General features: G+C 49.2%; 22 protein-coding genes. 12 read left to right on the forward strand and 10 right to left on the reverse strand.

Translation table 11 applies throughout. From position 1 onward, the window contains the following. Positions 1-16: 16 nt before the first annotated feature. The 4 genes from LQ229_RS10875 to LQ229_RS10890 form a co-directional block, all read right to left on the reverse strand. Positions 17-1,321, reverse strand: coding sequence for an alpha/beta hydrolase (locus LQ229_RS10875; protein ID WP_230191706.1), 1,305 nt, complete (start codon positions 1,319-1,321; stop codon positions 17-19). A 138-nt stretch (positions 1,322-1,459) separates the two neighbouring features. Next, positions 1,460-1,888, reverse strand: a complete 429-nt coding sequence (locus LQ229_RS10880) for a DUF3021 family protein (RefSeq protein WP_216536820.1) — start codon at positions 1,886-1,888, stop codon at positions 1,460-1,462. 17 nt (positions 1,889-1,905) lie between these two features. Continuing rightward, a complete protein-coding gene (locus tag LQ229_RS10885) occupies positions 1,906-2,343 on the reverse strand; it encodes a LytTR family DNA-binding domain-containing protein (protein ID WP_230191707.1) in 438 nt (145 codons plus the stop codon). Positions 2,344-2,366: 23 nt separating this feature from the next. After that, a complete protein-coding gene (locus tag LQ229_RS10890; RefSeq protein ID WP_230191708.1) occupies positions 2,367-3,731 on the reverse strand; it encodes a hypothetical protein in 1,365 nt (454 codons plus the stop codon). Positions 3,732-3,975: 244 nt separating this feature from the next. Here LQ229_RS10890 and LQ229_RS10895 point away from each other — a divergent pair, with 244 nt between their 5' ends. Further along, positions 3,976-5,475 (forward strand): malate:quinone oxidoreductase, encoded by a 1,500-nt coding sequence (locus LQ229_RS10895; RefSeq protein ID WP_216536823.1) that lies wholly within the window; start codon positions 3,976-3,978, stop codon positions 5,473-5,475. Positions 5,476-5,559: 84 nt separating this feature from the next. On the opposite strand, the gene LQ229_RS10900 is transcribed toward LQ229_RS10895, so the two are convergent. Next, entirely contained in the window at positions 5,560-7,332 is a 1,773-nt protein-coding gene (locus LQ229_RS10900) for a DUF5050 domain-containing protein (protein WP_230191709.1), read from the reverse strand. A gap of 257 nt (positions 7,333-7,589) precedes the next feature. On the opposite strand from LQ229_RS10900, the gene LQ229_RS10905 reads away from it, so the two are divergent. The 5 genes from LQ229_RS10905 (at position 7,590) to LQ229_RS10925 (ending at position 14,829) form a co-directional block, all read left to right on the forward strand. Then, complete coding sequence (locus LQ229_RS10905) at positions 7,590-8,258, forward strand: YdeI/OmpD-associated family protein (protein WP_216536825.1); 669 nt, start codon at positions 7,590-7,592, stop codon at positions 8,256-8,258. Between the two features lie 20 nt (positions 8,259-8,278). After that, positions 8,279-8,650 (forward strand): MmcQ/YjbR family DNA-binding protein, encoded by a 372-nt coding sequence (locus tag LQ229_RS10910; RefSeq protein WP_216536826.1) that lies wholly within the window; start codon positions 8,279-8,281, stop codon positions 8,648-8,650. 830 nt (positions 8,651-9,480) lie between these two features. Next, complete coding sequence (locus tag LQ229_RS10915; RefSeq protein ID WP_230191710.1) at positions 9,481-10,002, forward strand: TetR/AcrR family transcriptional regulator; 522 nt, start codon at positions 9,481-9,483, stop codon at positions 10,000-10,002. Between the two features lie 516 nt (positions 10,003-10,518). Then, complete coding sequence (locus LQ229_RS10920) at positions 10,519-12,885, forward strand: glycosyl hydrolase family 18 protein (RefSeq protein WP_216536827.1); 2,367 nt, start codon at positions 10,519-10,521, stop codon at positions 12,883-12,885. 105 nt (positions 12,886-12,990) lie between these two features. After that, positions 12,991-14,829: a DNRLRE domain-containing protein gene (locus LQ229_RS10925; protein ID WP_230191711.1), complete on the forward strand. Its 1,839-nt coding sequence runs from the start codon at positions 12,991-12,993 to the stop codon at positions 14,827-14,829. A 55-nt stretch (positions 14,830-14,884) separates the two neighbouring features. Here LQ229_RS10925 and LQ229_RS10930 read toward each other — a convergent pair whose 3' ends face one another. The 4 genes from LQ229_RS10930 to LQ229_RS10945 are packed head-to-tail and all read right to left on the reverse strand — an operon-like array spanning position 14,885 to position 18,613. Then, positions 14,885-15,736: an SDR family oxidoreductase gene (locus LQ229_RS10930; protein WP_230191712.1), complete on the reverse strand. Its 852-nt coding sequence runs from the start codon at positions 15,734-15,736 to the stop codon at positions 14,885-14,887. A 4-nt stretch (positions 15,737-15,740) separates the two neighbouring features. Beyond that, on the reverse strand, positions 15,741-16,346 hold the full coding sequence (locus LQ229_RS10935; protein WP_230191713.1) for a response regulator transcription factor: 606 nt from the start codon (positions 16,344-16,346) through the stop codon (positions 15,741-15,743). Continuing rightward, complete coding sequence (locus tag LQ229_RS10940) at positions 16,343-17,458, reverse strand: sensor histidine kinase (RefSeq protein WP_230191714.1); 1,116 nt, start codon at positions 17,456-17,458, stop codon at positions 16,343-16,345. The genes LQ229_RS10935 and LQ229_RS10940 overlap by 4 nt, the downstream gene beginning before the upstream one ends. A 21-nt stretch (positions 17,459-17,479) precedes the next feature. Next, positions 17,480-18,613, reverse strand: a complete 1,134-nt coding sequence (locus LQ229_RS10945) for a DUF418 domain-containing protein (RefSeq protein WP_230191715.1) — start codon at positions 18,611-18,613, stop codon at positions 17,480-17,482. 90 nt (positions 18,614-18,703) lie between these two features. Between LQ229_RS10945 and LQ229_RS10950 the strand changes: the two genes are divergently transcribed. The 3 genes from LQ229_RS10950 (at position 18,704) to LQ229_RS27290 (ending at position 20,411) form a co-directional block, all read left to right on the forward strand. Continuing rightward, entirely contained in the window at positions 18,704-18,967 is a 264-nt protein-coding gene (locus LQ229_RS10950) for a VOC family protein (RefSeq protein WP_230191716.1), read from the forward strand. A gap of 779 nt (positions 18,968-19,746) precedes the next feature. Continuing rightward, the gene (locus LQ229_RS10955) at positions 19,747-20,151 is read left to right on the forward strand and encodes a VOC family protein (protein ID WP_230191717.1); all 405 of its coding nucleotides are present in this window, start codon (positions 19,747-19,749) and stop codon (positions 20,149-20,151) included. Positions 20,152-20,189: 38 nt separating this feature from the next. Continuing rightward, positions 20,190-20,411 (forward strand): helix-turn-helix domain-containing protein, encoded by a 222-nt coding sequence (locus LQ229_RS27290; RefSeq protein ID WP_356710406.1) that lies wholly within the window; start codon positions 20,190-20,192, stop codon positions 20,409-20,411. Positions 20,412-20,421: 10 nt separating this feature from the next. Here the strand turns inward: LQ229_RS27290 and ant(6) are convergent, their stop codons facing one another. After that, positions 20,422-21,279 (reverse strand): aminoglycoside 6-adenylyltransferase, encoded by an 858-nt coding sequence (gene ant(6), locus LQ229_RS10960; protein WP_230191718.1) that lies wholly within the window; start codon positions 21,277-21,279, stop codon positions 20,422-20,424. 294 nt (positions 21,280-21,573) lie between these two features. Here ant(6) and LQ229_RS10965 point away from each other — a divergent pair, with 294 nt between their 5' ends. From LQ229_RS10965 to LQ229_RS10975, 3 genes are all read left to right on the forward strand, one after another. Then, positions 21,574-22,923 (forward strand): extracellular solute-binding protein, encoded by a 1,350-nt coding sequence (locus tag LQ229_RS10965; RefSeq protein ID WP_230191719.1) that lies wholly within the window; start codon positions 21,574-21,576, stop codon positions 22,921-22,923. Between the two features lie 73 nt (positions 22,924-22,996). Continuing rightward, positions 22,997-23,878, forward strand: coding sequence for a sugar ABC transporter permease (locus LQ229_RS10970; protein ID WP_230191720.1), 882 nt, complete (start codon positions 22,997-22,999; stop codon positions 23,876-23,878). After that, complete coding sequence (locus tag LQ229_RS10975; protein WP_230191721.1) at positions 23,875-24,690, forward strand: carbohydrate ABC transporter permease; 816 nt, start codon at positions 23,875-23,877, stop codon at positions 24,688-24,690. The genes LQ229_RS10970 and LQ229_RS10975 overlap by 4 nt, the downstream gene beginning before the upstream one ends. The last annotated feature ends 71 nt before the right edge of the window (positions 24,691-24,761 follow it).

Raw genomic sequence — 24,761 nt, forward strand, 5'->3', positions numbered from 1 at the left:
TACACCTCGCTATTTATCAATAAGTCCCCGCAGCTGTGAAGCGGCCGATGCCCTTTAACGCGTAGTCAAAGAATGTAAGAATAAGGTCATTTTCAGTTTCGATACAATCGTATTTATCAATATCCGCTTTGCCGCCTTGCAGCATATCGGCAATCACAGGAGCGAACAGCGATAAATCCGTCAGGCTTAAATGTTTGGCCCCTTGAAAATGAACGGTATATGCGTCTGAGGCGTTTTCGTCAATCGCTTTATTGGCCGCATAGATGGAATTGTTGTCGAGCTGTACCCAAACGCTGTCGGAATAGATATTAAGAAGCGGGGTCGTGTAGGCTTCGCCGCTTGCCACAAAATCATGAATCTCATTGTCATAGACAAGCTCGCTAAACAACGGGGCATCGATATTGACAACCGCACTTATATCATCGCGTTCTCTGCTAAGCCAAACGCTTGCCGAACCGCCCATGGAGTGCCCGAATACGCCTATTTGATCCGGATTGATAAGTCGATACATGGGGTCCTTGTCACTTTGCGATTCTGCAAGTATCGTATCAATGACAAAATTCATATCGTCCGTACGCAGTTTCATCCATTTTTGAAAGAGCCCATAGACTTCCTCCGTCGTATAAACGCCCTCTGTGTTGGCATTTTTGATTTCCCTCATATATTCCGAATTGGCGAGAGCCCTTGTTCCATCGTCTGAAACGGTATACAAGGAATGATAAGGATGATCGATGGAACAGACGACATAACCGTGGCTTGCAAGCTCCGTATAGGTAGAGGTGTTGCTTGCTTTCACACCGTATGCCCCGTGTGAAAACACGACAAGCGGATAGGTTCCGTCGGCATGTTTAGGATACCAAAATTGTACATTGACGAATCTGTTCTTCCCCGTGCCGATAAATTCCTCCGTTCGGTTTGTATCAACATATGTGTAACTCGCAGTTGCGACTTCATAGGCTCCTGTCACTTGTGGCGATTGATGCTGGGGAAAAAGAAGTGCAGGCGCAAGCGCAACGATCAGCGCAAAGATCATGCCTATTGTTTTCCCGATTACGCGCGAGTGTTTGTATTCTTGGGGATCTGCTTTGTTGCGGAAAAGTGCGGCGACGCCGATTGCTGCGAGTATGAAAAGCAACGCTCCAAGCATAACCCAGCGGAAACTCCACACGATAACCGATAAGAGTACAAGAATGACAAATGCGACGAAGACGGCAACTCTAACCCAATTCCTCAAAGGTTTATTGGTTTTCCTCGTGACAATACAGTATATGGCCAAAGCAATCTCGAGAATGATAGCGATGAATAATATCAACATGCCCATAGTGCTTACTCCTTTTCTGCTCATCCTTTTGCTATGATCCATCTTAGAAAAAGACTGGAAGGATGTATATAGAAAAACAATAAGCTGTAGCTATAGGCCAATAAGTTGCAAACAAGAGGGCGTTCCTAAAACTAAATCTCAGATGTCTTCCTTCAATGCCAACAGTTTCTCGTTAATCTTCTTTGCTGCTCTTTTGTCATTTTGCCATGACAGTAGACGAACGATGACATAGATGGCCGCGATTTCTACGGCAAGAAGGATTAGACTTGCTGCACTCTCAACGATACCCAGCAAATATCCAAGAGAAATCAATGTAAGTTCTAGCGCACAAAAGTGAATGGCAATTCGAATACGTATATTCCTCTCGCTTATATTATGATGAGAGTATAAAATAAATCCCGTTAATGCACCTATCAGTGAAAACGCCATAATCATATAAATCGACTTCAAATCAAAAACCGTATCGGGATAAAAAACTTGCCGCAAAATCGTGATCGTCATGACGATCGATCCGAAGATGATAAAATAATTTTTAACGATCCTGTTTACTAATTCGGTAAGCTTCACGGTTGTCCCCCCCCCCTTTATAATCCGAGCTTAGATTTCAGTACAGGCACATATTGCCTTGAGACGACAACACGTTCCCCGTTATCGAGTACCGCTTGAAATCTGCCGCTGATAGACGGTTGAATGTATGAAATTTTGGCGATGTTCAAAATCGTAGATTTGGACGCTCGAAAACATTTCTTTTCATTGCATAGCTCCTCTAATTCGTAAAGCTTTTGTTTGACCTCGAAAACTTCGTCTTTGCAGTAAACAAAAACCTTACCGTCAACGGCTTCAAAATAATAGATATCGCCAAGTTTTATCCGGTGAACGGTATCGTTGCGGTATCCGAGTATAATGAGGGTTTCCGTTTTAAGCTTGTTTACGATTTCGTAGATCTCGTCATCCACCTCATGGCACCTGATGAGAATTTCCTCTTCTTGTTCCTTGCTTATTTCTTCGATTGAAACTTTCATATGATCACCCACTGAAACTCAAGCTACGTCTGATTATAACTCTTCTTATAAAATCTCATCCATTCCCTGTAATCATCTTTGTTCTCTTTTACAAATGTAAAGATATCTTTCAATGAGGCGATTCCAAGCCGGTTTAGTTCCTCGTTTAATGCATGGTTGTATTCAACGCTGCGATTCGATACGAGGTATACCGAAGATTTGGTTACGACGTTATTATGTTCATCGCGATAATCAGCGACGACGGCAATCGTGGTGTAACTATATGCTTTTTCGTTTTTTACGCCGATTGCCCTTAGATCGACGAATTCTAAAGGGAACGGTTCAAGGATTTGGTCAAAGAGGAGGTTGCCTTCAAGATCCGTTAGATATAATCGGTGTTTCTTTACTCCATCGACCGCCTGAAAGCCATTGTAGATTTTGCTTTTCCCGTAACTGTGCAAGCTTTCTTTCCTCGTTGCATCTTCCAATATGGTGTATCCATGTTTGACAGCGCTGTCGATGCGCATGTCCCCGCCAAATAGGACCCGTGTTTCGATTTCCTGCATAATATACGGGAGTTTCTTTAATTTATACGCATCGGGTTCTCGATGCTGCGCAAATCCTTCCTCGATCGATTCTCTATTATTTTGAAGTTCGCCATTGTCTGCAATAGCAGCGGTTATTTTACAATCGTCCTTCAACCTGCAGTAAGTAAAGAGATCGTCTATTTCGAAGGCATTGCCATAGTAGTTGTTAAGAACGGCAAGAATATGATCGATATTCGCAAAATCGTAATCGTTGAGATAAACGGCGGTGATGAAAAAGTTGTTCATTCCGCGATGAATTAATTCCTTTTGGATCAAGTCGATTTTGTCGGAAGCTTCCTTATATTCGTCCGGATGTAAAATCTTCTTCACATAGACCTCGATATTGAAACTTTCCGTATATTCCGATAGTTCGGATTCGAGTGTAAATTCATTAGAAGGCAGGAGGCCAAAAGGTTTGCCGAAAGTGGCGATTTCATATTTTAACGGCTCGTTGTACGCGGCGTTTAATGTTTCGGATAAGATTTGTTCCGCCCTTTCTGTCATAAATATAGTTGAATATCCGTCATCAATGATTCCGTTCTGCTCGAAGTACTGCACCTGAAAGGTTTTCCCTTCTTCGCCTAGTACATGCGCTTCTCCTTTAAGGCCTACGATCCCTCCTCCAAAAGGGTTCCCTAGAGATATGGAGTGAAGATTGTCTGTGATGGTAACGGAAAACTCTTTATTATATTTCTTGGCGAGATGGTCCAACATCAATTTTTCAATCTCTTTTTTTTGTTTGGCGTTATATCCCCCGCAGGAAATCAATGTAAAGGCTAATACGGCGAACAACGACCATGTAACAATATTTTTGACAGTCAAGAGATCCCCTCCATAACATCTTGCGATTGCCAATATATACACATGTTACCATAAATTCATCCTATGCGGGGGGAACAAGACCGCTGTGGGAAGAAACTTGTAAATCCTGCTAATAAGTTTGGATATTGCTATTCTTAACGATAACAGTATGTAATCGCTGAAATTTCCGGCTTTCAAATAGCAGATAACTATCATATAATAGTAAATATCTTAATCTATAAATAGTGATGCAAGGGCGGTAAACATGAGCAACAGACAAACCGAAACAGACGTTATCTTAATTGGCGCCGGAATCATGAGCGCGACGTTGGGAACATTGTTGAAAGAAGTAATGCCGGACTGGAGAATTAGCGTGTTTGAGAAGCTGGCAAGCGCAGGCGAGGAAAGCTCCAACGAATGGAATAATGCGGGAACGGGACATGCCGCACTGTGCGAGCTTAATTACACAGCCGAGAAACCGGACGGATCCATCGATATTAGCAAAGCGATCAAAGTGAACGAACAGTTTCAAGTGTCATTGCAATTTTGGTCTTATCTTGTAAACAGCGATCTGATACGCAATCCGCAAGACTTTATCATGCCGTTGCCTCATATGAGCTTAGTCCAAGGGGCCAAGAATGTAGAGTACTTGAAAAAACGTTTTGAAGCGATGTCGGGCAACCCTCTGTTTCAAGGGATGGAATTCTCCGATGACCCGGATCAATTAGCGGAATGGATTCCGCTTATTATGAAAGACCGGACATTGAACGAACCGCTTGCGGCCACAAGAATCGAATCCGGCACGGATGTTAACTTTGGCGCTTTAACGCGCATGCTGTTTGGCCACTTACAAAATAAGGACGTCGATATCCATTACAACCATCGTGTCGATGATATCAAACGGACGAGCGATGGCTTGTGGGAATTGAAAATACGGAATGAAAGCGGTACAACGGAACGCCATACCGCGAAATTCGTTTTTATCGGCGGCGGGGGAGGAAGTCTTCCTCTGCTTCAGAAATCCGGCATCTCCGAAGGAAAGCATATTGGGGGATTCCCGATCAGCGGATTATTCATGGTGTGCAACAATCCGGAAATTGTCGCGCAGCATCATGCCAAAGTATACGGCAAAGCGAAGGTTGGCGCGCCTCCGATGTCTGTTCCCCATCTTGATACAAGATTTATCGACAATAAAAAATCGCTGCTCTTCGGACCGTTTGCCGGCTTCTCGCCGAAGTTCTTAAAAACCGGTTCCATGTTCGATTTATTCGGCTCTATCAAACCGCATAATATTATCACGATGCTGGCGGCAGGTATAAAGAACCTGTCCTTGACAAAATACCTCATCCAGCAAGTGATGTTATCGAAAGAAAAGCGCATGGAAGAGTTGCGGGAGTTCATCCCGAACGCCAAGAGCGAGGATTGGGATCTGCTGGTGGCAGGCCAACGTGTGCAAGTCATTAAAGATACGGTTGCCGGCGGCAAAGGAACGCTGCAATTCGGTACGGAGGTCGTAAGCGCCGCCGACGGTTCGATCGCCGCACTGCTCGGCGCTTCTCCTGGCGCTTCTACCGCCGTTTCGGTCATGCTGGAGGTCATTGAGAAATGCTTCCCGCAGCATCTCCAAGCGTGGGAACCGAAAATAAAAGAAATGATCCCTTCTTATGGCGTATCGCTCGTGGAAAACCCGGAACTTATTCAAGAAATTCATACTTCTGCAGCTCGCATGTTTGGCCTAAACGGTGAATTGCAGCTCGCCAAGTAGATAATAAAAATCTAATATCGCTTCCGATGAGATCAAATGAAATATCCCCCAGTTCCTCAAGACGGTACTGGGGGATATCGCTGTTTATTTTACGGAGTAGATTCCTTTTTCATAGATCAAGGTGTAGACCATTCCATCGTCGGCGAGGACGGCGCTATTGATGCGATCGTTCACCAAACGAACATTGTTGCCATCTTTATCGACCTTATATAATCCGCGGTCATAGCCATTCGACAGATAATAAATGCCCGCTTTGCCGACAAAGAACGAAGCGACCGATTTATCGCTAAGTTTCGTTTCTTTGCCTGTCGCCGGGTCGTATCGATACAGGTCTGCCGCATTGGTATCTCCCGTCTTGGCGGTATAGTAGAAACTTCCGTTATCGTACTGAACCTGCGTCGCCATTCTTGCGGCTGCCGTTCCATGGCGTTCTCCATTCACATCGGTTTTCTCCAAGTTGCCGGATTTGGAATCGATGTAATAAATATCGCTGCCGATCAACCAGAAGTCGCTGGCCGGAGGGGTCAATTTCACTTGCGTCTGATCCGCCAGATTGATTTTGTACACGGCGCTTGCGTCGTTCGGATCGCTGTCTTTATAGCCTAACGTATACAGATAGCCGTCCTGAACGTACAGGGCGTCCCTGGCTGAGAAGCTTGTTCCACCCTGGGGATGCTGTTCCCGGTAGATGTTATATGCAAACTCCGGTTGTCCGACCGACTTCCATTCTCCCGTCTTCAGATCGACCCGGCTTACATTATTGGATATATCGGTCATAAATCTGAAATCTGCGAGGTATAAAGAATCTTCCGATTTGACTACCCGGACTATGCTTTTGAAATTATTAAGCATCGTTAAAGCGCCGTTATCGACTTTGTATAACGTATCGCCCCCCATCGTGTTATCTCCAACATGGAGAATAACATACAATTCGTTGTCGATGAGTTCGATGTTGCCTAACCAGCCGTCGCCCGGTTTCCACGGATGCAGCGAGCAGACTTTTCTGGATTGTTGATTGGCAAGATCCAATGCATAGAGCTCAGCCTGGTCATTGACGATGGACACATAATAGAGCTCGTGTTTGATGATTTTTGCATTGCTAAGATGCGGCTTGCCCGGCAACTTGACTTGCGTTTCTTTTTGCCCGTCCGCTTTTCTGAATAATTGATCTATCGTTTCGTCGCTTTTATAAATCGTCTTCACATAATAAGCGGCATCTCCATTTTTCGTAATCGGATTCAGGCTTTCCGTATAATCAACCGGCTTTCGGCGATCGGTTAGCAAGGCTTTGATGCGATCTTTGGCGGCCGCCGCCTGCGGATCCTGCAAATTGACAGGCCGGTCGCCCATCAGAATGAGGCCGTCCCACCATTGGATTTCTTTGTCCAGCGCCTCTGCCGCGCTTCTCAAGGGCAGCATAATTTGACCCGCTATTTTTTGCGGCGGCACATCCATCGTATGGGGCTCTTTATTGACCAGCATGGTGGTGCTGTTCACCGTAAACTTGATCGTCTTGCTGGCTTGGTAGTTCGATAAAATCACGTCATTCGGATGCTGAGGATCCCATTTCGTATCCCAGAACCCTTGGGATTGCCCAAGTTCCGTAGCGAGCGTACTCATCAAACGAATCGGAACGAGAATCCGCCCCTCGCGTTGTACGATACGATGATCGCCGTACAAGTCTGCCATCTGCCCTTTGACAAACGCTTTCCCTTGGAAATTCTGGGGAATCACGATCATTTGGCCGAATGCCTTGTCGAAGGGTTCCGGGGCCGTCTCCCCGGCCGCAAACGCAGGGACGGCGCTGCAAACCAGCCACATGGACAGTAAAGCAATAAGAACTCTGAATTTTGCCATAAAATCTTCTCCTCTTCTCCCTCACTTTGGATATCGAATCCCATTTTGGATCCTTCCGAACCGACTCGGTAAAAAGATCATCTGCATTATAGACGCATTGCAAAGGAATATGTTTCTGTTTTGCTATCCCAATATTTTACGGGGCGTTTCCTCCCCTCGTCGGTTTGGAATTTATCGCGGAAGCATTCATTTCCCAGTGTATGCACTTCGATAAACTGTTACAATGAAGAATAGTAACAGAATCGGAGGTTTATCTGATGGCGAAAACGATTGTTGAAAAGCTAAACTTGCAAAAATATAAAAAAGCGGCCGTATTGGATCAACCGGAAGGCGAGGATCTATTGGCGGGCTTGGAACAGTATGATACCGAGCTGAAGGGCGGCGGATACGACCTCATCTTCGCTTTTGTGCTCGATTTAAAATCATTGCAGAAACTTGTAAAGAAAGTGATCGATCATAGTCACCTGAATGAAGGCGGCTATTTCTACGCGGCGTATCCGAAAAAAGGGAACAAAGTTTATGAGACTTATATTCATAGAGACAGTCTGCTGGAAGGATTAGGCGCCGATGAAGACGGTTATATTGGGACTAGCAGCGTCAAATTTGCGCGCATGGTCGGGCTGAACGATGTCTTCACGGTTGTCGGCTTCAAAGCGGACGAACGCAATAAAAATCGGGCTTCGTCGAAACCTAGCCAAAGCGTCGACGATTATGTATCCATGCTTCCGCAAGTGGAACAGGATTTGCAGGATCGTCCGGACGTGCTGGCCTTTTATCAATCGCTCACGCCGGGGTACCGCAAAGATTGGGCCCGATACGTATATAGTGCGGTGCAGGAGGAAACAAGAGCGAAGCGGCGGGCGGAAATGAAGGAGGTTCTGGCTGCGGGGTATAAGAGCATGGATCTCTATCGAAGAAGACCATAAACGGAAAGGCGGATTTGACTATGAAGTCGAAGCAGGGAATGGACATGCTGGAGCGGGTAAGGGCGATTTGCGCCCCCTTGCCGGAAGTGGAAGAGTTGATCGACGGCTTCGGCCATAACGTTATGAAGGTGAGGGGCAAGACGTTTGTTATGATGGGAGAGAACCAAGGCATCCCCAGTCTTTCGTTCAAATCGACCAAGGAAGAGCAGTTCTTGCTGCTGCAGCAGGGAGGCTATGTCAAAATGCCGTACATTGGGAATCACGGCTGGGTTTCGGTTGATAAAGCGGCAACCCCGGACTGGGGCGAACTGTCCGGACTCATCAAGGAGGCGTATTTGCTGGCTGCGCCGAAGAAGCTCGCCAAGCAGGTGCTGGAAAGCGAAAGAGAATGAGGCTCGGACGGGCGGAATAAAGGTGCGATTGCTACAAATATGGCGGCTTCGCCAAACCAAGGATTCTCAGTCCATCGCGACCGCTAACGTTGCATCAAAGCAGTGTCGTCATCTTATCCAACCATCCGCCCCGGCGGGAAAGAATAGCCAGGCCATGAAGGACCTTTCATTCGGAAGGGGATACCTCCCTATTTCGAAGACGATCCGCGTGGCGCTTCTTGGTTTGGCGGTAACGAAACTTTTGGCGGTAACGAAACTAACGATCCTTATTGGGCTCAAAATGAAGGTTTTCCCAATCTAACGAAAGCACATATCGCTATTCATTGGAAATCGGCGGTTTTACCGCTTTTTTCCCCTCATTAGCGTGTTGTAGTTTCGTTACACGAGCAACAAAGTGATTTAGCAGGCTATTAGCGTGTGTCAGTTTCGTTAGCCCCCCGACGGGTCGTCAGCCACCAGCGATATGATCAACTTGACTCAAAATGATGTATTTTACCCAATCAAACAGGAAATGAGGAATGGCGTTGCATCGAGGAATTGCTATCCGGACCGTACGGCCGTTATGATGCCTCCAAATCGCTTATTCGCTGTTTAGGCGGACATTGGTACCGTTATTCGTTCGTCGGAGGGCTTATTTTTGCACTATTGCCGCGAATAAAGGATCGTCTGTCCGCAAACGGTCCGAAATCGGGCCGTTTGTCACAAATAGCGTCTCCTGTGTCCGCGAATTTGAGGAGCAGGGCGGTACATCGTATTGCTTCGATGTTATTCTTCGTTTATAGTGGTATTATTGAGTAATGAATCAATAACATAGTAAGGAGACGGCAATGATGGCAAAAATGGAGACATCGGCGAATCGTAAATCCGACATCATATCGGCGGCGATCGAGGTATTCGCGGAGATCGGATACTACCGGGCCACGACGGCACAAGTCGCAGAAAGGGCTACAATATCGCAACCGTATATTTTTCGTTTCTTCTCGACCAAAGAAGCTTTGTTGCAAGCGGCGCTGGAGGCATCCTGGACGAGAGTGATCGATTCCTTCCGCAAGGTCGTGGAGTCCGCATCGCCGGAACAGCTGGAGACTGGGCTGATCCAAGCCTACGAGGATATTTTGGACGCGTATCGGAATGAAATACTGCTTCAGATGCAGGCTCAGACCATCCAGGAAGACACCATTCGGGAAGCGATGCGTAACGGATTCCGGGAAGTTCGCCGAATGGTTCTGGATGCCTATCAAGCGGCCGGCATTCCGAATGCCGAGGAACGGACGATGCTGTTTCTCGCCCGGGGAATGCTGTGCAACATCTCGGCAGCGCTGGACATGCCGGAATTGAAGGAAGGAATGTAATGATCGCAGAATTTATAGAAAAAATTTACAAATCAGTGAAAGTTATATTATAATTATGTTAACAACAAGATAGCTTGATAGAGTGATATAGAATTGTTAATACAATCGCAACCGTATTAGAATTCTATATCATTCAGAAGAAACGCACTCGCCCTACAAGACGGCGGCAACGTTTCTTCTGGTTCCGAAATCGTTTGGACATCTCAGTTGAGACTGCAAACGATTTTTCTTTTTGTATTTTGAGAGAAAGGGGGGAATTGACGAATCCTGCCGGACGAGCATGAAGGAGTCTACGAATGGAAGCGGGATGATAGAATCGCATACACGCAAGTTGGTTGCTGTTGTTCGTTGATCGGATCCGCGGAAGAACTCCCGGTCCGATCCTCCTGAAGGAACGCGCGCCCATTACAAGAAGAAACGTCTTCACCGTTCCGTAATACGGCAGCGTTATCTTTAGGGGCTGGTTTGAAAGGTTTGAAAGCGTTTCCATTTTGAGAAGAAAAGGAGTGAATGAACATGATTACAGCAAAGAGCAAGTGGCTGAATGGTGCGATCATTCTTGCACTCGTTATCAGTTTAATACCGTTCTATGCCGCAACCGCCCTCGGCGCGGCAACCGGTGCGCCTGCAGTGCCGCAGGTATCGCACGACAACTGGGATAATGACGGAAGCTATACTATCAGTTGGAATATGTGGAGCGGGAATAATGCAACGTCTTGGGCATTGCTGGAGAACAATGTGGAAATGCCGGGGATTGGCGGGCCGTTGACCGACAATACGCCGGGAGGCCAGAGCGGCAGCGTCAAGCTGCAGGGGAAGAAGCTCGGACAATACACGTACGCGGTGAAGCTGACGAATTCGTTCGGCACTACGTTGTCGGCGCCGATTACGGTCAATGTAGGCAAGAAGGGGCCGCTGCCTTCGCCGGCGCCGGTCGGTCCGATGCCGAACAAGAACATCGTCGTCTATTTCCCGGAGTGGGGCATTTACGGCGCGCATAACAATTATACGATGGACAAAATCCCGTGGGATAAAGTGACGCATGTGAACTATGCGTTCGCCAAGCCGCTCGCCGACGGCACGATTGCCGGGTTCGACTGCTGGGCGGCGATGAAGGAATCCCAGGGTTGCGAGAACAAGGACGGAGCTTATGACGGGAATTTCGCCGATCTGCAGTATGCGAAGGCGAAGTATCCGCGCGTGAAAATTCTGATTTCGATCGGCGGATGGACGTTGTCCGGCACATTCTCGGATATTGCCGCCGATCCGGTCAAACGGAATCGTTTCGCGGACAGCTCCGTTGCGTTCATGAAGAAGTTCGGCTTCGACGGCATTGACATCGATTGGGAATATCCCGGCCAGCCGGGAGATCCGTATACCAACAACAAGTACCGGCCGGAAGACAAGCAAAACTTCAACCTTCTGCTGGCCAAGGTGCGGGAGAAGCTGGATGCCGCTTCCGCCGCGGACAACCGGACAGGCAACGACAAATATTTGCTGACGATCGCGGCTCCAGCGGGCTATACGGCCATTGAGACGTCGGAGCCGGGCGTCTATCATCAATATCTGGATTTCATCAATCTGATGACATACGACTATCGGGGGGCGTTCGATCGGGTCACAGGCCACCATTCCCCGGTATATCCGAGCGAGGACGGCAAGGAGAAGGAAAGGTTCAACGCGGATTACACGGCGAATCTCTACCATTCGCTCGGCGTGCCGAAGCACAAGCTGAATATCGGAACCCCATATTATTCGCGAGGCTGGGGGCTCGTCGACCCGAATACCGGCGTGAACGGCATGTACGCGAACAGCGGCGAGACCTACAATGTCGGACCTTGCGGCATCTGGGACGATCCGAACTCCCAGCATAACCAGTGCGGCGGGCAAAATCCGTATTATCATATCAAAAATGCGATGGAGAAAGACCCGGCGTTCACCAAATACCGCGATCCGGTCAATCAGACGCCATGGTTGTATTCGCCTTCGAAACGGGAGGTATACACCTATGAAGATGAAGTGTCCATCGCGTTCAAAGCGGATTACGTGAATAACTCCGGTTGGGGAGGCATGATTGCCTGGGAGATTACGGGAGATTCGCCGGCAAGCGGAGGAACTGCGTTAACGGATATGATGTATCAGAAGTTTACGCAGCCGACTGCGCCGGATACCGAACCGCCGACCGCGCCAAGCGGCCTGGCCGTGACGGGCCAGACCTCGGCCAGCGTCAGCCTGTCGTGGGCCGCTTCAACGGATAATGTTGGCGTAACGGGCTATGAAGTGTATGCGAACGGCGCCGCGGCTCCGTCGACGACGACGACGGGGGCGACGAGCGCAACGGTAATCGGACTTGCTCCGAATACGACGTACAGCTTCACCGTGAAGGCTCGGGATGCCGCCGGCAATGTATCGGCAGCGAGCGGCGCGGTCAGTGCAACAACGGCCGCGGATGTGCCGGACGCCGAGCCGCCGACCGCGCCAAGCGGTCTGACCGTGACGGGGAAGACGTCAACCAGCGTCAGCTTGGCATGGACCGCTTCCGCCGATAACGTCGGCGTTGCCGCATACGACGTTTATCGCGACGGCGCATTGGCAGGCACAACGACAAGCACGGCCTATACGGCAAGCGGACTTGCTCCCGGCACGACCTATGTATTCACGGTGAAGGCCCGGGACGCCGCCGGCAATGTATCTGCCGACAGCAATGCCTTGAGCGTCACGACAGATACGGTCTCAACGCCCGAGTGGCAAGCCAATACAAGCTATACCGCGGGCGATGTGGTCATGTACAATAACATGCAGTATAAGTGCCGGCAGTCGCATACGTCATTGCCAGGTTGGGAACCTCCGAATGTTCCCGCACTGTGGCAGTTGCAGCCGTAATAGCGAATAAAAACAATCTTGAGACGATCCGCTTTTCCGCAGTGCTGAAACGGATAGAACAAGTTCTGGGCGGAAAAGCGGACCCGCAAACATAAGAATCAACCAATGACGAAAAAGGGAGTGATTCATATGTCCGGAGGTATCCGCAGAACGAAGTTCCTGTTAAGAAAAATAGGCCTATGTCTTTTAACGCTCATCCTGCTTGTGCCGGCTGCTCCAATCCTTTCCCTGGCATCGTCCGCGGCATTAAGTCCAACGGACGATTCATATGTGCATCAGGGCAATGCTTCCTCCAACTATGGCGCCTCCTCATCGCTGTACGTCAAAAATGATGCGGCCAACTCCCGCCAAGCCTTTTTGAAATTTAACCTTTCCGGAATTTCGGACGTAACGAACGCCAAGCTCAGAATGTATGGGAGCGCTTCTTACAATACCGTTTTATCCGCCTATCAAACCGGAGATCAATGGAATGAGCGGACCATCGCTTGGAACAATAAACCGGCGCAGGGAAGCTTGGCCGGAAGTGTGCCGATGAATACCGCGAAAGCTTATTACGAGTTGGATGTGACGTCTTACGTGGCAGCAGAAGCAGCCGGGGACGGGGTCGTCTCTTTTATGCTTCAAGATAGCGCAGGCAAATATACGACGTTAAACAGCAAAGAAAACGGGTCGAACGGACCCCAACTTGTCGTTGCCGGCAGCGGAACGAGTCCCGGCGAGGATCGTCAGCCGCCTTCCGCTCCAACCAATGTTACGGCTGCTGCCATGTCAGGGACACAGGTTTATTTGAGCTGGAGCCCCTCTACAGACAATGTGGGGGTTACGGGATACGAAGTATTCCGAAACGGAGACCTGGCAGCAGAAACGACTGGTACCTTTATAAATGATACCGGCCTGAATCCGGATACAACTTACAGCTATTACGTGAAGGCCAAAGATGCTGCCGGCAACCGGTCCGCTCCCAGCAGCACAGTGACGGTCGCAACCCTGTCGGATTCCGGCTCTACCCCGGTCTGCACAAATGCGCTTAACAGTACTGCAGCGATCCAGAATGCGATGAAAAACGCCTCTCCCGGCGATGTGATTGCCATAGCGCCAGGAACCTATGTTGGAGTGCGATCCACGAGTGGAGACCCGGGAGGACAGGGCTTGTTCTATTCCGGCAAAAACGGAAGCCAAGCTTCCCCAATTATTCTGAAAAGCTGCGATCCGGCTCACCCTGCCGTGTTCAAAGGAACGAATGTAAACGACGGCTCTTACGGCATTCATTTGACCGGAGATTATTGGCAAATTCGTGATATTGAGATCCATACCGCGCAAAAGGGAGTTGTCGTCGATCATGGGAATTATAATCTTCTTCATCGGCTGAAGGTGCACAACATCGGAGACGAGGGGGTTCATTTCCGGGACGGAAGCTCATACAACACGCTGGAGTATTCAACGATATACGATACCGGCAAGTATCAGCCGGGATATGGGGAAGGGGCGTATGTCGGATCGGACTCCAGCTCGAACTATGAACATCTGGTATATGACAACGTGATTCGACATACGGTGTTTGACGGCGGGATTACCGCGGAACATATCGATGTAAAAGAAGGGGCCAGCGGAACCGTCATTGAATATTGCACATTCAATGGAACGGGAATCAGCGGCGCCAATAGCGCGGACAGCTTTATCGATGTCAAAGGCGTCAACACTGTCGTTCGCTACAACCAAGGCTATCGGAACGGAAACGCCAATATCGCCGACGCGTTCCAGGTTCGGACCCACGGCACGTTATACCCGACGGGGACGAACAATTCATTTCATCACAATACGGTGAATCTGGACGACTCGGCCGGATATGTAGTATATGCGACCAGTGCGGCAACAGGGACGACAGCCCATGACGATGTCCGGATCGGCGGCGGCAACCTGTATAACAAGAATGTCAACAAATAATGAAGTAGTGAGTATGGACACAAGCTTCCCGTATAAGGGGAGCTTGTTTTCCTATCTATCCCAACGGTTTGAGTCCGCTCCATTCCAGACTCCGCTCGTAAAGCTTTTCCTGCTGCCGGTTATCGTAAGAAAACGGCCCTGTTTGCTTCGGCTCCTTTTTATGGAAGTATTGGCCCGATACCCCTTCAAGCGATGAATCGGCCGCTAATCTCAGCGACGGTTCCGCTCCTTTTTCCGGATTGGACATAAATAACTTTAAGAGAGGCCGGAAGAAGGAGGGTGCAAATCGCGCCGATTGAGGCGTGTAGATGACTCCGGGATGCACCGCATTAACGGTCACAGATGTGCCGGACAGCCGGCGAGCAAGCGTATAAGTGAACATGACGACAGCCAATTTCGAAGCGCCGTATGCTTTCATCGAATTGTATGGAACAGGTTCGGGCAATTGATCGATATTCAGGCTTTTGGCCTGCACTCTCGAGGCCACATTGACGATCCGGGCCGGCGCGCTTGCCTTGAGTGTGTCCAGCAAAAGATGGGTCAACAGAAACGGAGCGTAATAGTTCAAGGCAAAAGTCATTTCCATGCCTTCCGCATTTTTTTGATATTGTTGAAATAAGCCGCCGGCGTTGTTGATCAGCACATGCAATTGTTTGTGACGGCTTAGATATTGCTCTGCCAAAGATCGGATGCCATCGCCGGTTGACATATCCGCAAGCAACAATTCGACGTTCCGGTTTCCGCTTCGCTCTATAATATCCGCTTTTGCTTCTTCCCCTCGCTTTACATCTCTTGCTGCCATAACAACATGCGCCCCGGCCTTTGCCAATCCCAACGCCGTTTCCTTGCCGATTCCCGAATTGGCGCCTGTAATCAGGCACAACTTTCCGTTCATGTCCGTTGTCATGAATTTACAGCCATCCTTTCTCATCGGCAATATTGACGGCTTGCTGCCTCGATTCGGCTTCCAGCTTCTGAATCGCCGAGGATAAATAGTTCCGTACGGTCCCCTTCGTCAGGAAGAGGGCCTTGCTGATCTCGTCGGTCGACATGCCTTTCTTGGTCAATCGCAGCATTTCGGCCTCCCTTTCGCTGAGCGGGTTTTCCTCTTTCATGAAGAGGGCCGCCGCCAAATCCGTGCTAATGACCCGTTCGCCGTTCATCACTCGGCGGATCGATTCGATGAGGAAATCGATCGGTTCGTCTTTCAATAAATAGGCGTCGACTTGGGCATCGATCGATTTCTGCAAGTAACCGGGTCGGGCAAACGTGGTGACAATCACGATTTTGCAGGGCATGCCGGCGTTTCTGATCCGTTCGGCCAACTCCAGGCCGCTGACGAGCGGCATTTCGATATCCAGCACGCACACATCGGGCCGATGCCGCCGGATCGCTTCCCAGGCTTGATTCCCGTCCGGCGCCTCCGCGACCACCTCGATATCGGATTCGAATTTCAACAACGAGGCGAAGGCGCCGCGCAGCATTTGCTGATCTTCCGCTATGACGACTCGAATCATGATGCAGAATTCTCCTTTCCTTGCCGGCGAAGCGGAAGTTTCATGGCAATGGCCGTTCCTCCGCCCGGCGCATGATTTACCGCAAGAGTTCCGTGCAGTGCTTGCATCCGCTCGTTCATCGATGCAATTCCGTTTCCGCTTGCCTGCTCCGCCGGCCCGACTCCGTTATCCGTTATATCGATACAATAGCAACGGTCCACGGTCTCCAATTTGATCGTACATTGCGATGCCCGACTGTGCTTGACGATATTCGTCACCGCTTCCCGCACGGAGAGCGCGATCATCGTCTCCTCCACGCTGGATAACAGCGGAGGCTTCCCGTTCTCCACGATATCAAGTTCAATGCCCGCCGTATGCAGCAGCTTGCGGGATTGTTCCAGCTCACCGGCCAGGGAGGCGAACTTCATATCCGAAACCAGCTCCCTCACTTGCTTCAAGGCGATTCTCGACGTAGCCAGTATATCTTGCAGTTCCGCCTTGGCTTCCCGGGGATCCTTATCCACCCATTTCGCGGCGAGCTCGCTTTTTAACTTGATCATCGTCAAGGTTTGGCCGAGCGTATCGTGAAGATCCCTCGCAATCCGCTTTCTTTCCTCTTGTTGAATGAGCTGTTTATTTGCTGCGTCCAATTCGCCCTGCAAGTCTCTCGTTTTCACGTTGATATAAATGACGATAGGAAGCATCATTTGAACGATCATAATCGGGAGCAGAATCGGCAGTTCCCGTTGGAACAACAGATCCGCTCTTTGCCAAGAAACGAAGAGAAACATGATACCGATGGCCGCAATGCCAAGACCAATGTTCCACTTGGATTTGGATCTTCCGAGCAGGTCGGCAAAAATAAATCCAAAAAGCAGGATGTTCGGGCCGGCATGCACCGCAAGTATTGCCAATGCGGCCAACCCGAGTACAATGGCCGCCAGTTGCAGCCAATCCCGCCGCCAAAGCGCGATATAAAATGAAGCCATAAACAAGAGCAACAGCAGAAGGCTGCCCAGGAGCCCAAGAGCGGACCTTGCGCTGAGAACGAAATAGAATAAAAATACGACCGAGAAGACATCCAGGAGCAGATAGTATTTGATTTGATCTCTCGGGTAAATTTTGTGAATCATCCGCTACAGCCTCCGGATCGGCTATCTGGATTCGAACAGTCCTACCGCGCGCCTGCGGACCGATTCCATCGGCCCGAGTTTGAAGAAGCGAAGCCATACGGTTGCAAACCATAATTGGAATACGGACATGCCGAACCAGACCGCTATGATTGTCAAGGAATTAAGCTTTCCGCCGAGAGCGAAGCCCCAGCCGTAGAAAATGACGGAGCAGATCGCATTTTGGATGATATAACAGCTTAACGACATTTTCCCGGCATGTTCAAGCAGGCGCCAAAGCCCATTCCACTTCGTATATTGTACCATGTTTCCAATGATTGCTATATAGCCCAGGGACAGCAATGGAGCGAATAAATAGCGGACAGGCAAGTCGAATGCTCCGCCAGGAATGAAGACAAGCAGATTTAAAGGCAACCCTACATAAAGTCCGAGCTTCAAAAGCTTGCTGCGCCGTCTTCGGCCGTTCTCGTCCTGAGCGAACACCCCTGAGCGCATAAGACGGACGCCAAGCAGAAATAAAAACACATTCATCGGAATGACGAGGATCGTTTCCAATCGCAGCAAGAGGAAATGAGACAGCCGATATTGAATTTGCTGCAGCCAAGTGCCGTCTCGATATAGAGCGATAATATCGGCAAAGCTGCCCAATGAAATATTGGCATCAATCAGGCCAAGCAGCAGAATGCCTAGAATGAAGGTCGCATGAATGCTGCCGATCGCTTTCATCGTGACGGATATAACGCGGTCGCCGCCTTTAACGATGAAGGCGACAATGATGGCGGTCACCCCATAGCTCATTAAGATGTCATATTCCATGACCAGGGTAAAATGAAGCAAGCCTTCCAAGAACAAGATCAGAGACACCCATATATAGGTTCCCGGCCAAGCTTTTCCTTGGCGCATCGCTTGCCGGTATTTCATCTCCAGTCCGACGCCGAACATGATCGTGAGCAGCCCGAGCAGCTTCCCGTTCACAAGGAATAATACGATCATCCTGACGAGGTCGTTCGCTCCCCACCAACCGGAATGATCGAACGTTGTAATATAAGATAGATCTCCCAAATTCGCGAATATCCAAATGTTTGTCCCGAGCGTTCCCAGGATGGCGAATCCCCGTAAAATATCAAGCAGGCGGATTCTTTCTTTGCGTTGTTCCATAGCGTTCACTCTCTTCTTGTCATAATTAGCGTAATTCCATTGTAACGACGGGAAGACGGACAGAACATTCACATCTGTAAAGAGATGTTGATGACAGGTGTCATATGGCTGCATAAACGAGCGTTTGCTTTGACGGTACAACATCGCAATTCTAAAGAAATGAACGCTACGCCAAACTTATGGTTCGATTCGCAAGCGGAAGAGGAGGCGCAATTTTACACCTCGATCTTCGGAAATTCCGGAATCGGAAGGATAACTTACTATGGCAAGGACAATCGCGATGTGCGCAGGACGCCTGAGGGAACGGTTATGACTGAGGAGTTTCAACTGGAAGGACAGCAATTCGTCGCTTGAAACGGCGGTCCGCCTTTTACACCAAAATCGATATCGAAACGTTACGGAAGGCATACGAGGGAGAGCAATAAGATGCTTGCATAACGAACATAAGGCCATCCCGCATAGGAACCGAGAACGCTTGATAGCAACTGCAAAAATCCATTAATTTAGCGGGAAAAACCATTTTTGGAGCGTAGTACTGCAAAAATCCATTTATTCAGGATCGTTTCTCGCATTTTCCGTTCAATTGGGCAGAAATACTGGAGATTTGCAGCTGCGCGGCCGAAAATCGCCCGAATCCGCTTTTGTAAATGGAAAATTGCAGTTACATGAGTCAATTACATCATACCACTGGCGGCTGACGATCCGTCGGGCGGGCTAACGAAACGGATGCACGCTAATCGCCTGTAAATCACCTTGCTGCTCGTGTAACGAAACTGAAACACGCTAATGAGGGGAGAAAGGCCGTAAAACCGCCGATTTTCAATGAATAACGATGCGTACTTTCGTTAGGATGGGAACGTCTTCATTTTGAGCCGAATAAGGATTGCCAGTTTCGTTAGCGCCAAATGCGCAATAAAGCCAGTACCATCAACGGTGGCCACTTATGACATTGACTTACGTAACAGGGCGAACGCTGCTCAAATCTGTACGCAACCAAAAAAACGGTCGGGACGAGCGCCCCTGGCGGTTTTCCTTGTGAAATATTGGAATCATTTGCTATGATTGGCTTGACGGCAGCTTCTTTTCCTCTCTTGACAGGCCGTACGTTTAGTAGTAACCAAGGAGGCAAATCGATGAATGAACAAGGGCGAGTTCGCCTCAACCAAGTCAGTCCGATCAAAAACAAAGTAGGGAGCATTTTCATCCCGGTACGGAATCTAGAAAAGTCCCGCCGTTGGTATTGCCAAGTTCTAGGGCTGAAAGAAGCCGACTGCGAAATGATGAACGGCCATTTGTGCCCGCTGCCGATGGAGGGAACCGGGCTCGTTCTGGACACGATGCCGAAGTGGGGAGGCGATCGGCCGGATGGAGCCCCTCCCATCGAAACTCCCGCTTTTACGTTCCTGACGGTAGATTTGGAAGGTTCGCTTGCCTATATGAAACAACCGGGCGTGGAACTCGTAACGGAAATCGAACATGATCATTGGTTCGTTGTAAAGGATCCGGACGGCAACAAGTTGATGATTTGCCGCGAATAACGTCAGTCGGCGAAAGATTCTTTTTCGATAGTTGCTTGATGATATCTAATGTTTCCTCCCAGTTCTTATCCGAATGTTCATACATAGTCAAAATCGCAAAGTTGCTTTGTTTTAATTTCAAGACTGTGGCATTAGATCTCGGATATCATGACCAAACCCATCTGATTAAAGCTTTCAAGTCAGTCATTGGAATGACTCCCGATGAATTCCGCAAAAGAAGAGCATCCGGCGGCGAATCGTTGCCGGTAGAAGGAGTATAAGCAGCACCGCTTATTCCTTCCATGCGCGATAGATCTTTTCCGTATACTTGGTGACAGCCTCATCATAATCGGGATATGGATATCCAAGGCTCACTGCCGCGGATTTGGAATATGTTCTGAATAACTCGTAACAAGTGAATAAAGACTGCCACATATTCGGGTAACCGTTCCCGGAATAAGTGGATAGCAAGGCGTCCCAAGTTTCCTTGGGAAGATAACGATCGATAAATTTATAATTTTTCCCCACGCTGAAGGAAAAGCCTTGCTCTGCTCCGATCTGCCATGACATCATTCTTAGCAGATTAGGGCGGGCAATTTCGTTTAAATGGTCAATGGCAAAGAGGATTTCTTGTCTCGCCAATCCTTTGACGACGTAAGTGGAGACCATCCAAAATTCGTTGCAGCAATCGTCAAATGCTCTTGCGGTCGGCTTTTGAATCCAGTATTGGCGGTCGCTTGCGATGACTTCGGTTTTGACGAGAGCATCCTTATCCAGCAGGACTTCCACCAAGCCGTCGCTATTCGCAAAGTAATCTTCGGCTTCGTTTGCCGGAATCAGCGTCAAATCCAATTTATTGCCGTCTTCAAATAGAATGATATAAGAGAACCAATTCCCGAGTTCCGCCGGGAAGAGCTCCATATCCTCGGGCTTTTGCATAATCGCGCGCTTGCCGAACCGATCCAGCCAACGATCGTTTTCTTTAAAAGAATCCATATCGGTCACAAAATAAGAAATATCGTAATCCTGAAACGAATCGCGGGGGATATTTCGGTTCGTGCGCGATCCTTCCAACGTTGCCAGCCGAATTCTATCATCCTTCATAGCAAAATCAACAAACATGCGCATCATTTCTTGCTCGCTTCTCATTTCCAACGTCCTCCAGTCTTAGCCATTTTATTGTAACATTACAAATAGAACCGCTGCAAAGTAGTCCAAAGCTCGAACAGTATAGAGAAAGGGTCATCCCGCCAAGGATGGCCCTTTAAGATTTGCCACCGTTTGCTTCGGTGCTTCGGAATGACATACACACAATTATGTATACGCTTACAAATCGGTTAACGTTTTGTTATGGATGTTAAATCTAGGTTATATATTGGGAAAGTTTTATGTTTTATAATTTTTTTGAAAATATTGCAAATATGACGATAAGGGGGTAACGAAATGAAAAAGAGATGGCTGGGAACAAGTCTGACCGTTCTTCTCTCCCTAAGTATGCTGGCCGGTTGCGGCGGAACGGCGCCCGGGGCGTCCGAATCTCCGGAACCTTCGAATACGCCGGCGGCAAACGAGACGCCGAAGCAAGACAAACCGTTCGCGGGACAAAGCTTGTCGATTGTGACGGCGAACCATCCGTGGGGAGAAGCGATCGTGCCGCTCATTCCCGAATTTGAAGAGGCTACGGGGATGAAGGTGAAAGTCGAAAGCTACTTCGAAGACCAGCTTACCCAGAAGCTGACGGTGCAGTTTACAGCGAGTTCGGCAACGCCGGACGTATTCATGTACCGCCCTCTTCAGGAAGGCAGACTGTTCTTCAAGAACGGTTGGGTTTCACCCTTGGACGAATACGTCAATCGCAACGCGGATTACGACTTTGACGACATCTCGAAAGCGGCGTTAGGTACGACGACGGTCGCCGGCAAGATCGCCGGCATTCCCATTATTACGGAGCAGGAAGTGCTCTATTATCGGAAAGACTTATTGGAAAAAGCGAACATCCAAGTTCCGAAGACGATGGACGAACTGGTGGCCGCCGCGAAGCAGCTGCACGATCCGAAGAATGAAATGTACGGCTTCGTATCCAGAGGCCAGCGTTCGCCGCTTGTTACCCAACTCTCTTCCTTCATTTACTCGGAAGGCGGAGACTTTATGGACGGCGAGAAAGCGACGATCAATTCGCCCGCAGCGATCAAAGCGATGACAACATACGGGACTTTATTGAAGGATTACGGTCCCCCGGGCGTGTTGAATATGTCATGGCCGCAAGCGTTCGGGATTTTCGCGCAAGGCAAAGTGGCCTTCTTGACCGATGCGAACTCCTTATACACGAACTTGACCGATCCTGAGAAATCGACGGTTAGCGAGCATGTCGGCTTTGCGGCATTCCCTGCAGGCGATGCGGGCTCGAAACCGTATAACGTGACGGCATGGGGTTTGGCGATCAACGCCAATTCCAAGAACAAGGAAGCAGCCTGGGCATTCATCGAATGGGCGACCGGCAAAGAAATCGTATTGAAACAGCAGCAAAAAGGAAACCCGGGCGCCCGGGGCTCGGTGTGGAACGATCCGGAGGCGACCAAATCCTATCCTCCGCAGCTTGTCGAAGTAACGAAAGAAGCGATGGCGGGCGGCGTGGACCATGACCGTCCGGTCGTCATCAGCGTAGGGGAAGCGCGCGATGCGGTAGGCGAAATCGTCATGAAAATAATGACGGGCGAGCAAGATATTCAGGCTGCCGCGGACAAAGCGAATGAAACGCTGCAAGCGATAATCGACAAGGATTTCAAGAAGTAGAACATAGGATTGACGGTCAAAGGGTCATGCGGTTGGAATGGCCCTTTGATCGCATCGGAAAGGATGGGAGCGCATGGGTTATAATTGGTTGAACCGCAACTTGAAATGGATTTACATCATGCCTGCGTTGCTATTCGTACTGCTCATGATGCTGTTTCCGATTACCTATACGGTTTGGATAAGCTTTTACGAATGGAGCATGTCCGCGGTAACGCCGCCCCGTTTCGTCGGATTGGCGAACTATGTGGAATTGTTTGAGGACGAACGGTTTCTGGATTCGGTGATCAATACGTTTTATTTCACATTCGTCGCGCTCGTGATTGAAGTTGTGCTGGGCATCGCGATCGCCGTATTATTGAACCGGAATTTCACAGGCAAGAATGTGACCAAAACATTGTTCCTCCTGCCGATGGTGGCGACTCCGGTCGCCATGGGTCTCGTATGGATGCTTATATACGAGCCTTCCATTGGCGCAGCCAATTCATTATTGAAGGCGTTAGGCCTTCAGCCGCAGTTATGGCTGGCTTCCATGACGCAAGTCATACCGTCCCTGATCGTTGTCGACGTGTGGCAATGGACGCCCATGGTGGCGCTGATCCTCATGGCCGGCTTATCCACGTTGCCGGGCGATCCTTACGAAGCGGCCGCCGTTGACGGCGCTTCGTTCCGGCAGAAGTTCGTCCACATTACGCTGCCCTTGTTAAAACCGACGATTATTATCGCTGCGATGCTGCGGCTGATCGATGTGCTCAAAACATTCGATATCATCTACGCTACGACGCAAGGCGGCCCCAACTTCAAATCGGAGACGCTCAACATATACGGATACGTGCTTGGATTCCAATATTTTAAGCTGGGATCGGCTTCGGCGCTGCTCGTGATCTTTTTCATCATTGTATTGGCGTTCACGTTATTGCTGATCTGGTTGAGGAAGCGATTGGGGGTCGGGCAATGAAACCGAAAAAAAGCGCCAGCATCCTATTGTCCCTGCTGACCGTAATTGTGCTCGTTATTTTCGTTTTTCCATTCGTCTGGATGCTGCTCGCTTCCTTCAAGACGCAGGCGCAGATCATGTCGACAAGTCAAACGTTTATTTTTCAGCCCACCGCCAGCAATTACGTCAACGTATTTCAGCAGTACGATTTTTTAAAGTATATCCTGAACAGCATGATTGTGGCCGTCGGCTCTACGATCTTATCGCTGGCGCTCGGCTTGCCGGCAGCATACGCGATTGCCAAATACAAACTGCAGGGCTTCGGTCTCGTCATTTTGGTCGCGCGGATTGTTCCCGGAATCTCGTTTCTGATTCCGTGGTATATTCTCTTTTCCCAGATGCATCTGGTAGACAGCTTTACCTCGCTTATTCTCAGTCATATGCTGGTGGGGCTTCCGTTCATCGTCTGGATTATGATCTCTTTCTTTGAAGCGTTGCCTCACGAGGTGGAAGAGTCGGCGCTCATTGACGGATGCACGCCGCACGGCGTATTCAGGCGCATCGTGCTGCCGATGTCCGGCGCGGGTATTGTGACGTCGTCGCTGCTTTCCTTTATTTTCTCCTGGAACAATTTCATGTTCTCGATTATTCTGGCCGGGGATAAGACCAAGACGTTGCCGATTGCCGTTTTCAACTTTATGTCTTATGCTGAAATTAACTGGGGCGCGTTAATGGCTGCCGCTTGCATCATTACGCTTCCGGTGCTGGTTATCGCATTAATTGCGCAACGTTATGTCGTGGACGGTTTGGCGGCGGGAGCGGTGAAAGGATAAAGGAACGAAATATTGTAATTTTTTCGTAGCCTCTGCAATGGGGCTATTTTCATCTTGAACGACTCGACCGG

The sequence above is a fragment of the Paenibacillus sp. CECT 9249 genome (assembly GCF_918697855.1).
GTDB lineage: Bacteria > Bacillota > Bacilli > Paenibacillales > Paenibacillaceae > MSJ-34.

Bases quoted from the DNA above. Each gene is read 5' to 3' on its own strand.
- LQ229_RS10875 (WP_230191706.1), bottom strand. From the start codon at position 1,321: ATGGGCATGTTGATATTATTCATCGCTATCATTCTCGAGATTGCTTTG.
- LQ229_RS10885 (WP_230191707.1), bottom strand. From the start codon at position 2,343: ATGAAAGTTTCAATCGAAGAAATAAGCAAGGAACAAGAAGAGGAAATT.
- LQ229_RS10895 (WP_216536823.1), top strand. From the start codon at position 3,976: ATGAGCAACAGACAAACCGAAACAGACGTTATCTTAATTGGCGCCGGA.
- LQ229_RS10900 (WP_230191709.1), bottom strand. From the start codon at position 7,332: ATGGCAAAATTCAGAGTTCTTATTGCTTTACTGTCCATGTGGCTGGTT.
- LQ229_RS10905 (WP_216536825.1), top strand. From the start codon at position 7,590: ATGGCGAAAACGATTGTTGAAAAGCTAAACTTGCAAAAATATAAAAAA.
- LQ229_RS10910 (WP_216536826.1), top strand. From the start codon at position 8,279: ATGAAGTCGAAGCAGGGAATGGACATGCTGGAGCGGGTAAGGGCGATT.
- LQ229_RS10915 (WP_230191710.1), top strand. From the start codon at position 9,481: ATGGCAAAAATGGAGACATCGGCGAATCGTAAATCCGACATCATATCG.
- LQ229_RS10920 (WP_216536827.1), top strand. From the start codon at position 10,519: ATGATTACAGCAAAGAGCAAGTGGCTGAATGGTGCGATCATTCTTGCA.
- LQ229_RS10925 (WP_230191711.1), top strand. From the start codon at position 12,991: ATGACGAAAAAGGGAGTGATTCATATGTCCGGAGGTATCCGCAGAACG.
- LQ229_RS10930 (WP_230191712.1), bottom strand. From the start codon at position 15,736: ATGACAACGGACATGAACGGAAAGTTGTGCCTGATTACAGGCGCCAAT.
- LQ229_RS10935 (WP_230191713.1), bottom strand. From the start codon at position 16,346: ATGATTCGAGTCGTCATAGCGGAAGATCAGCAAATGCTGCGCGGCGCC.
- LQ229_RS10940 (WP_230191714.1), bottom strand. From the start codon at position 17,458: ATGATTCACAAAATTTACCCGAGAGATCAAATCAAATACTATCTGCTC.
- LQ229_RS10945 (WP_230191715.1), bottom strand. From the start codon at position 18,613: ATGGAACAACGCAAAGAAAGAATCCGCCTGCTTGATATTTTACGGGGA.
- LQ229_RS10950 (WP_230191716.1), top strand. From the start codon at position 18,704: ATGACAGGTGTCATATGGCTGCATAAACGAGCGTTTGCTTTGACGGTA.
- LQ229_RS10955 (WP_230191717.1), top strand. From the start codon at position 19,747: ATGAATGAACAAGGGCGAGTTCGCCTCAACCAAGTCAGTCCGATCAAA.
- LQ229_RS27290 (WP_356710406.1), top strand. From the start codon at position 20,190: ATGATATCTAATGTTTCCTCCCAGTTCTTATCCGAATGTTCATACATA.
- LQ229_RS10965 (WP_230191719.1), top strand. From the start codon at position 21,574: ATGAAAAAGAGATGGCTGGGAACAAGTCTGACCGTTCTTCTCTCCCTA.
- LQ229_RS10970 (WP_230191720.1), top strand. From the start codon at position 22,997: ATGGGTTATAATTGGTTGAACCGCAACTTGAAATGGATTTACATCATG.
- LQ229_RS10975 (WP_230191721.1), top strand. From the start codon at position 23,875: ATGAAACCGAAAAAAAGCGCCAGCATCCTATTGTCCCTGCTGACCGTA.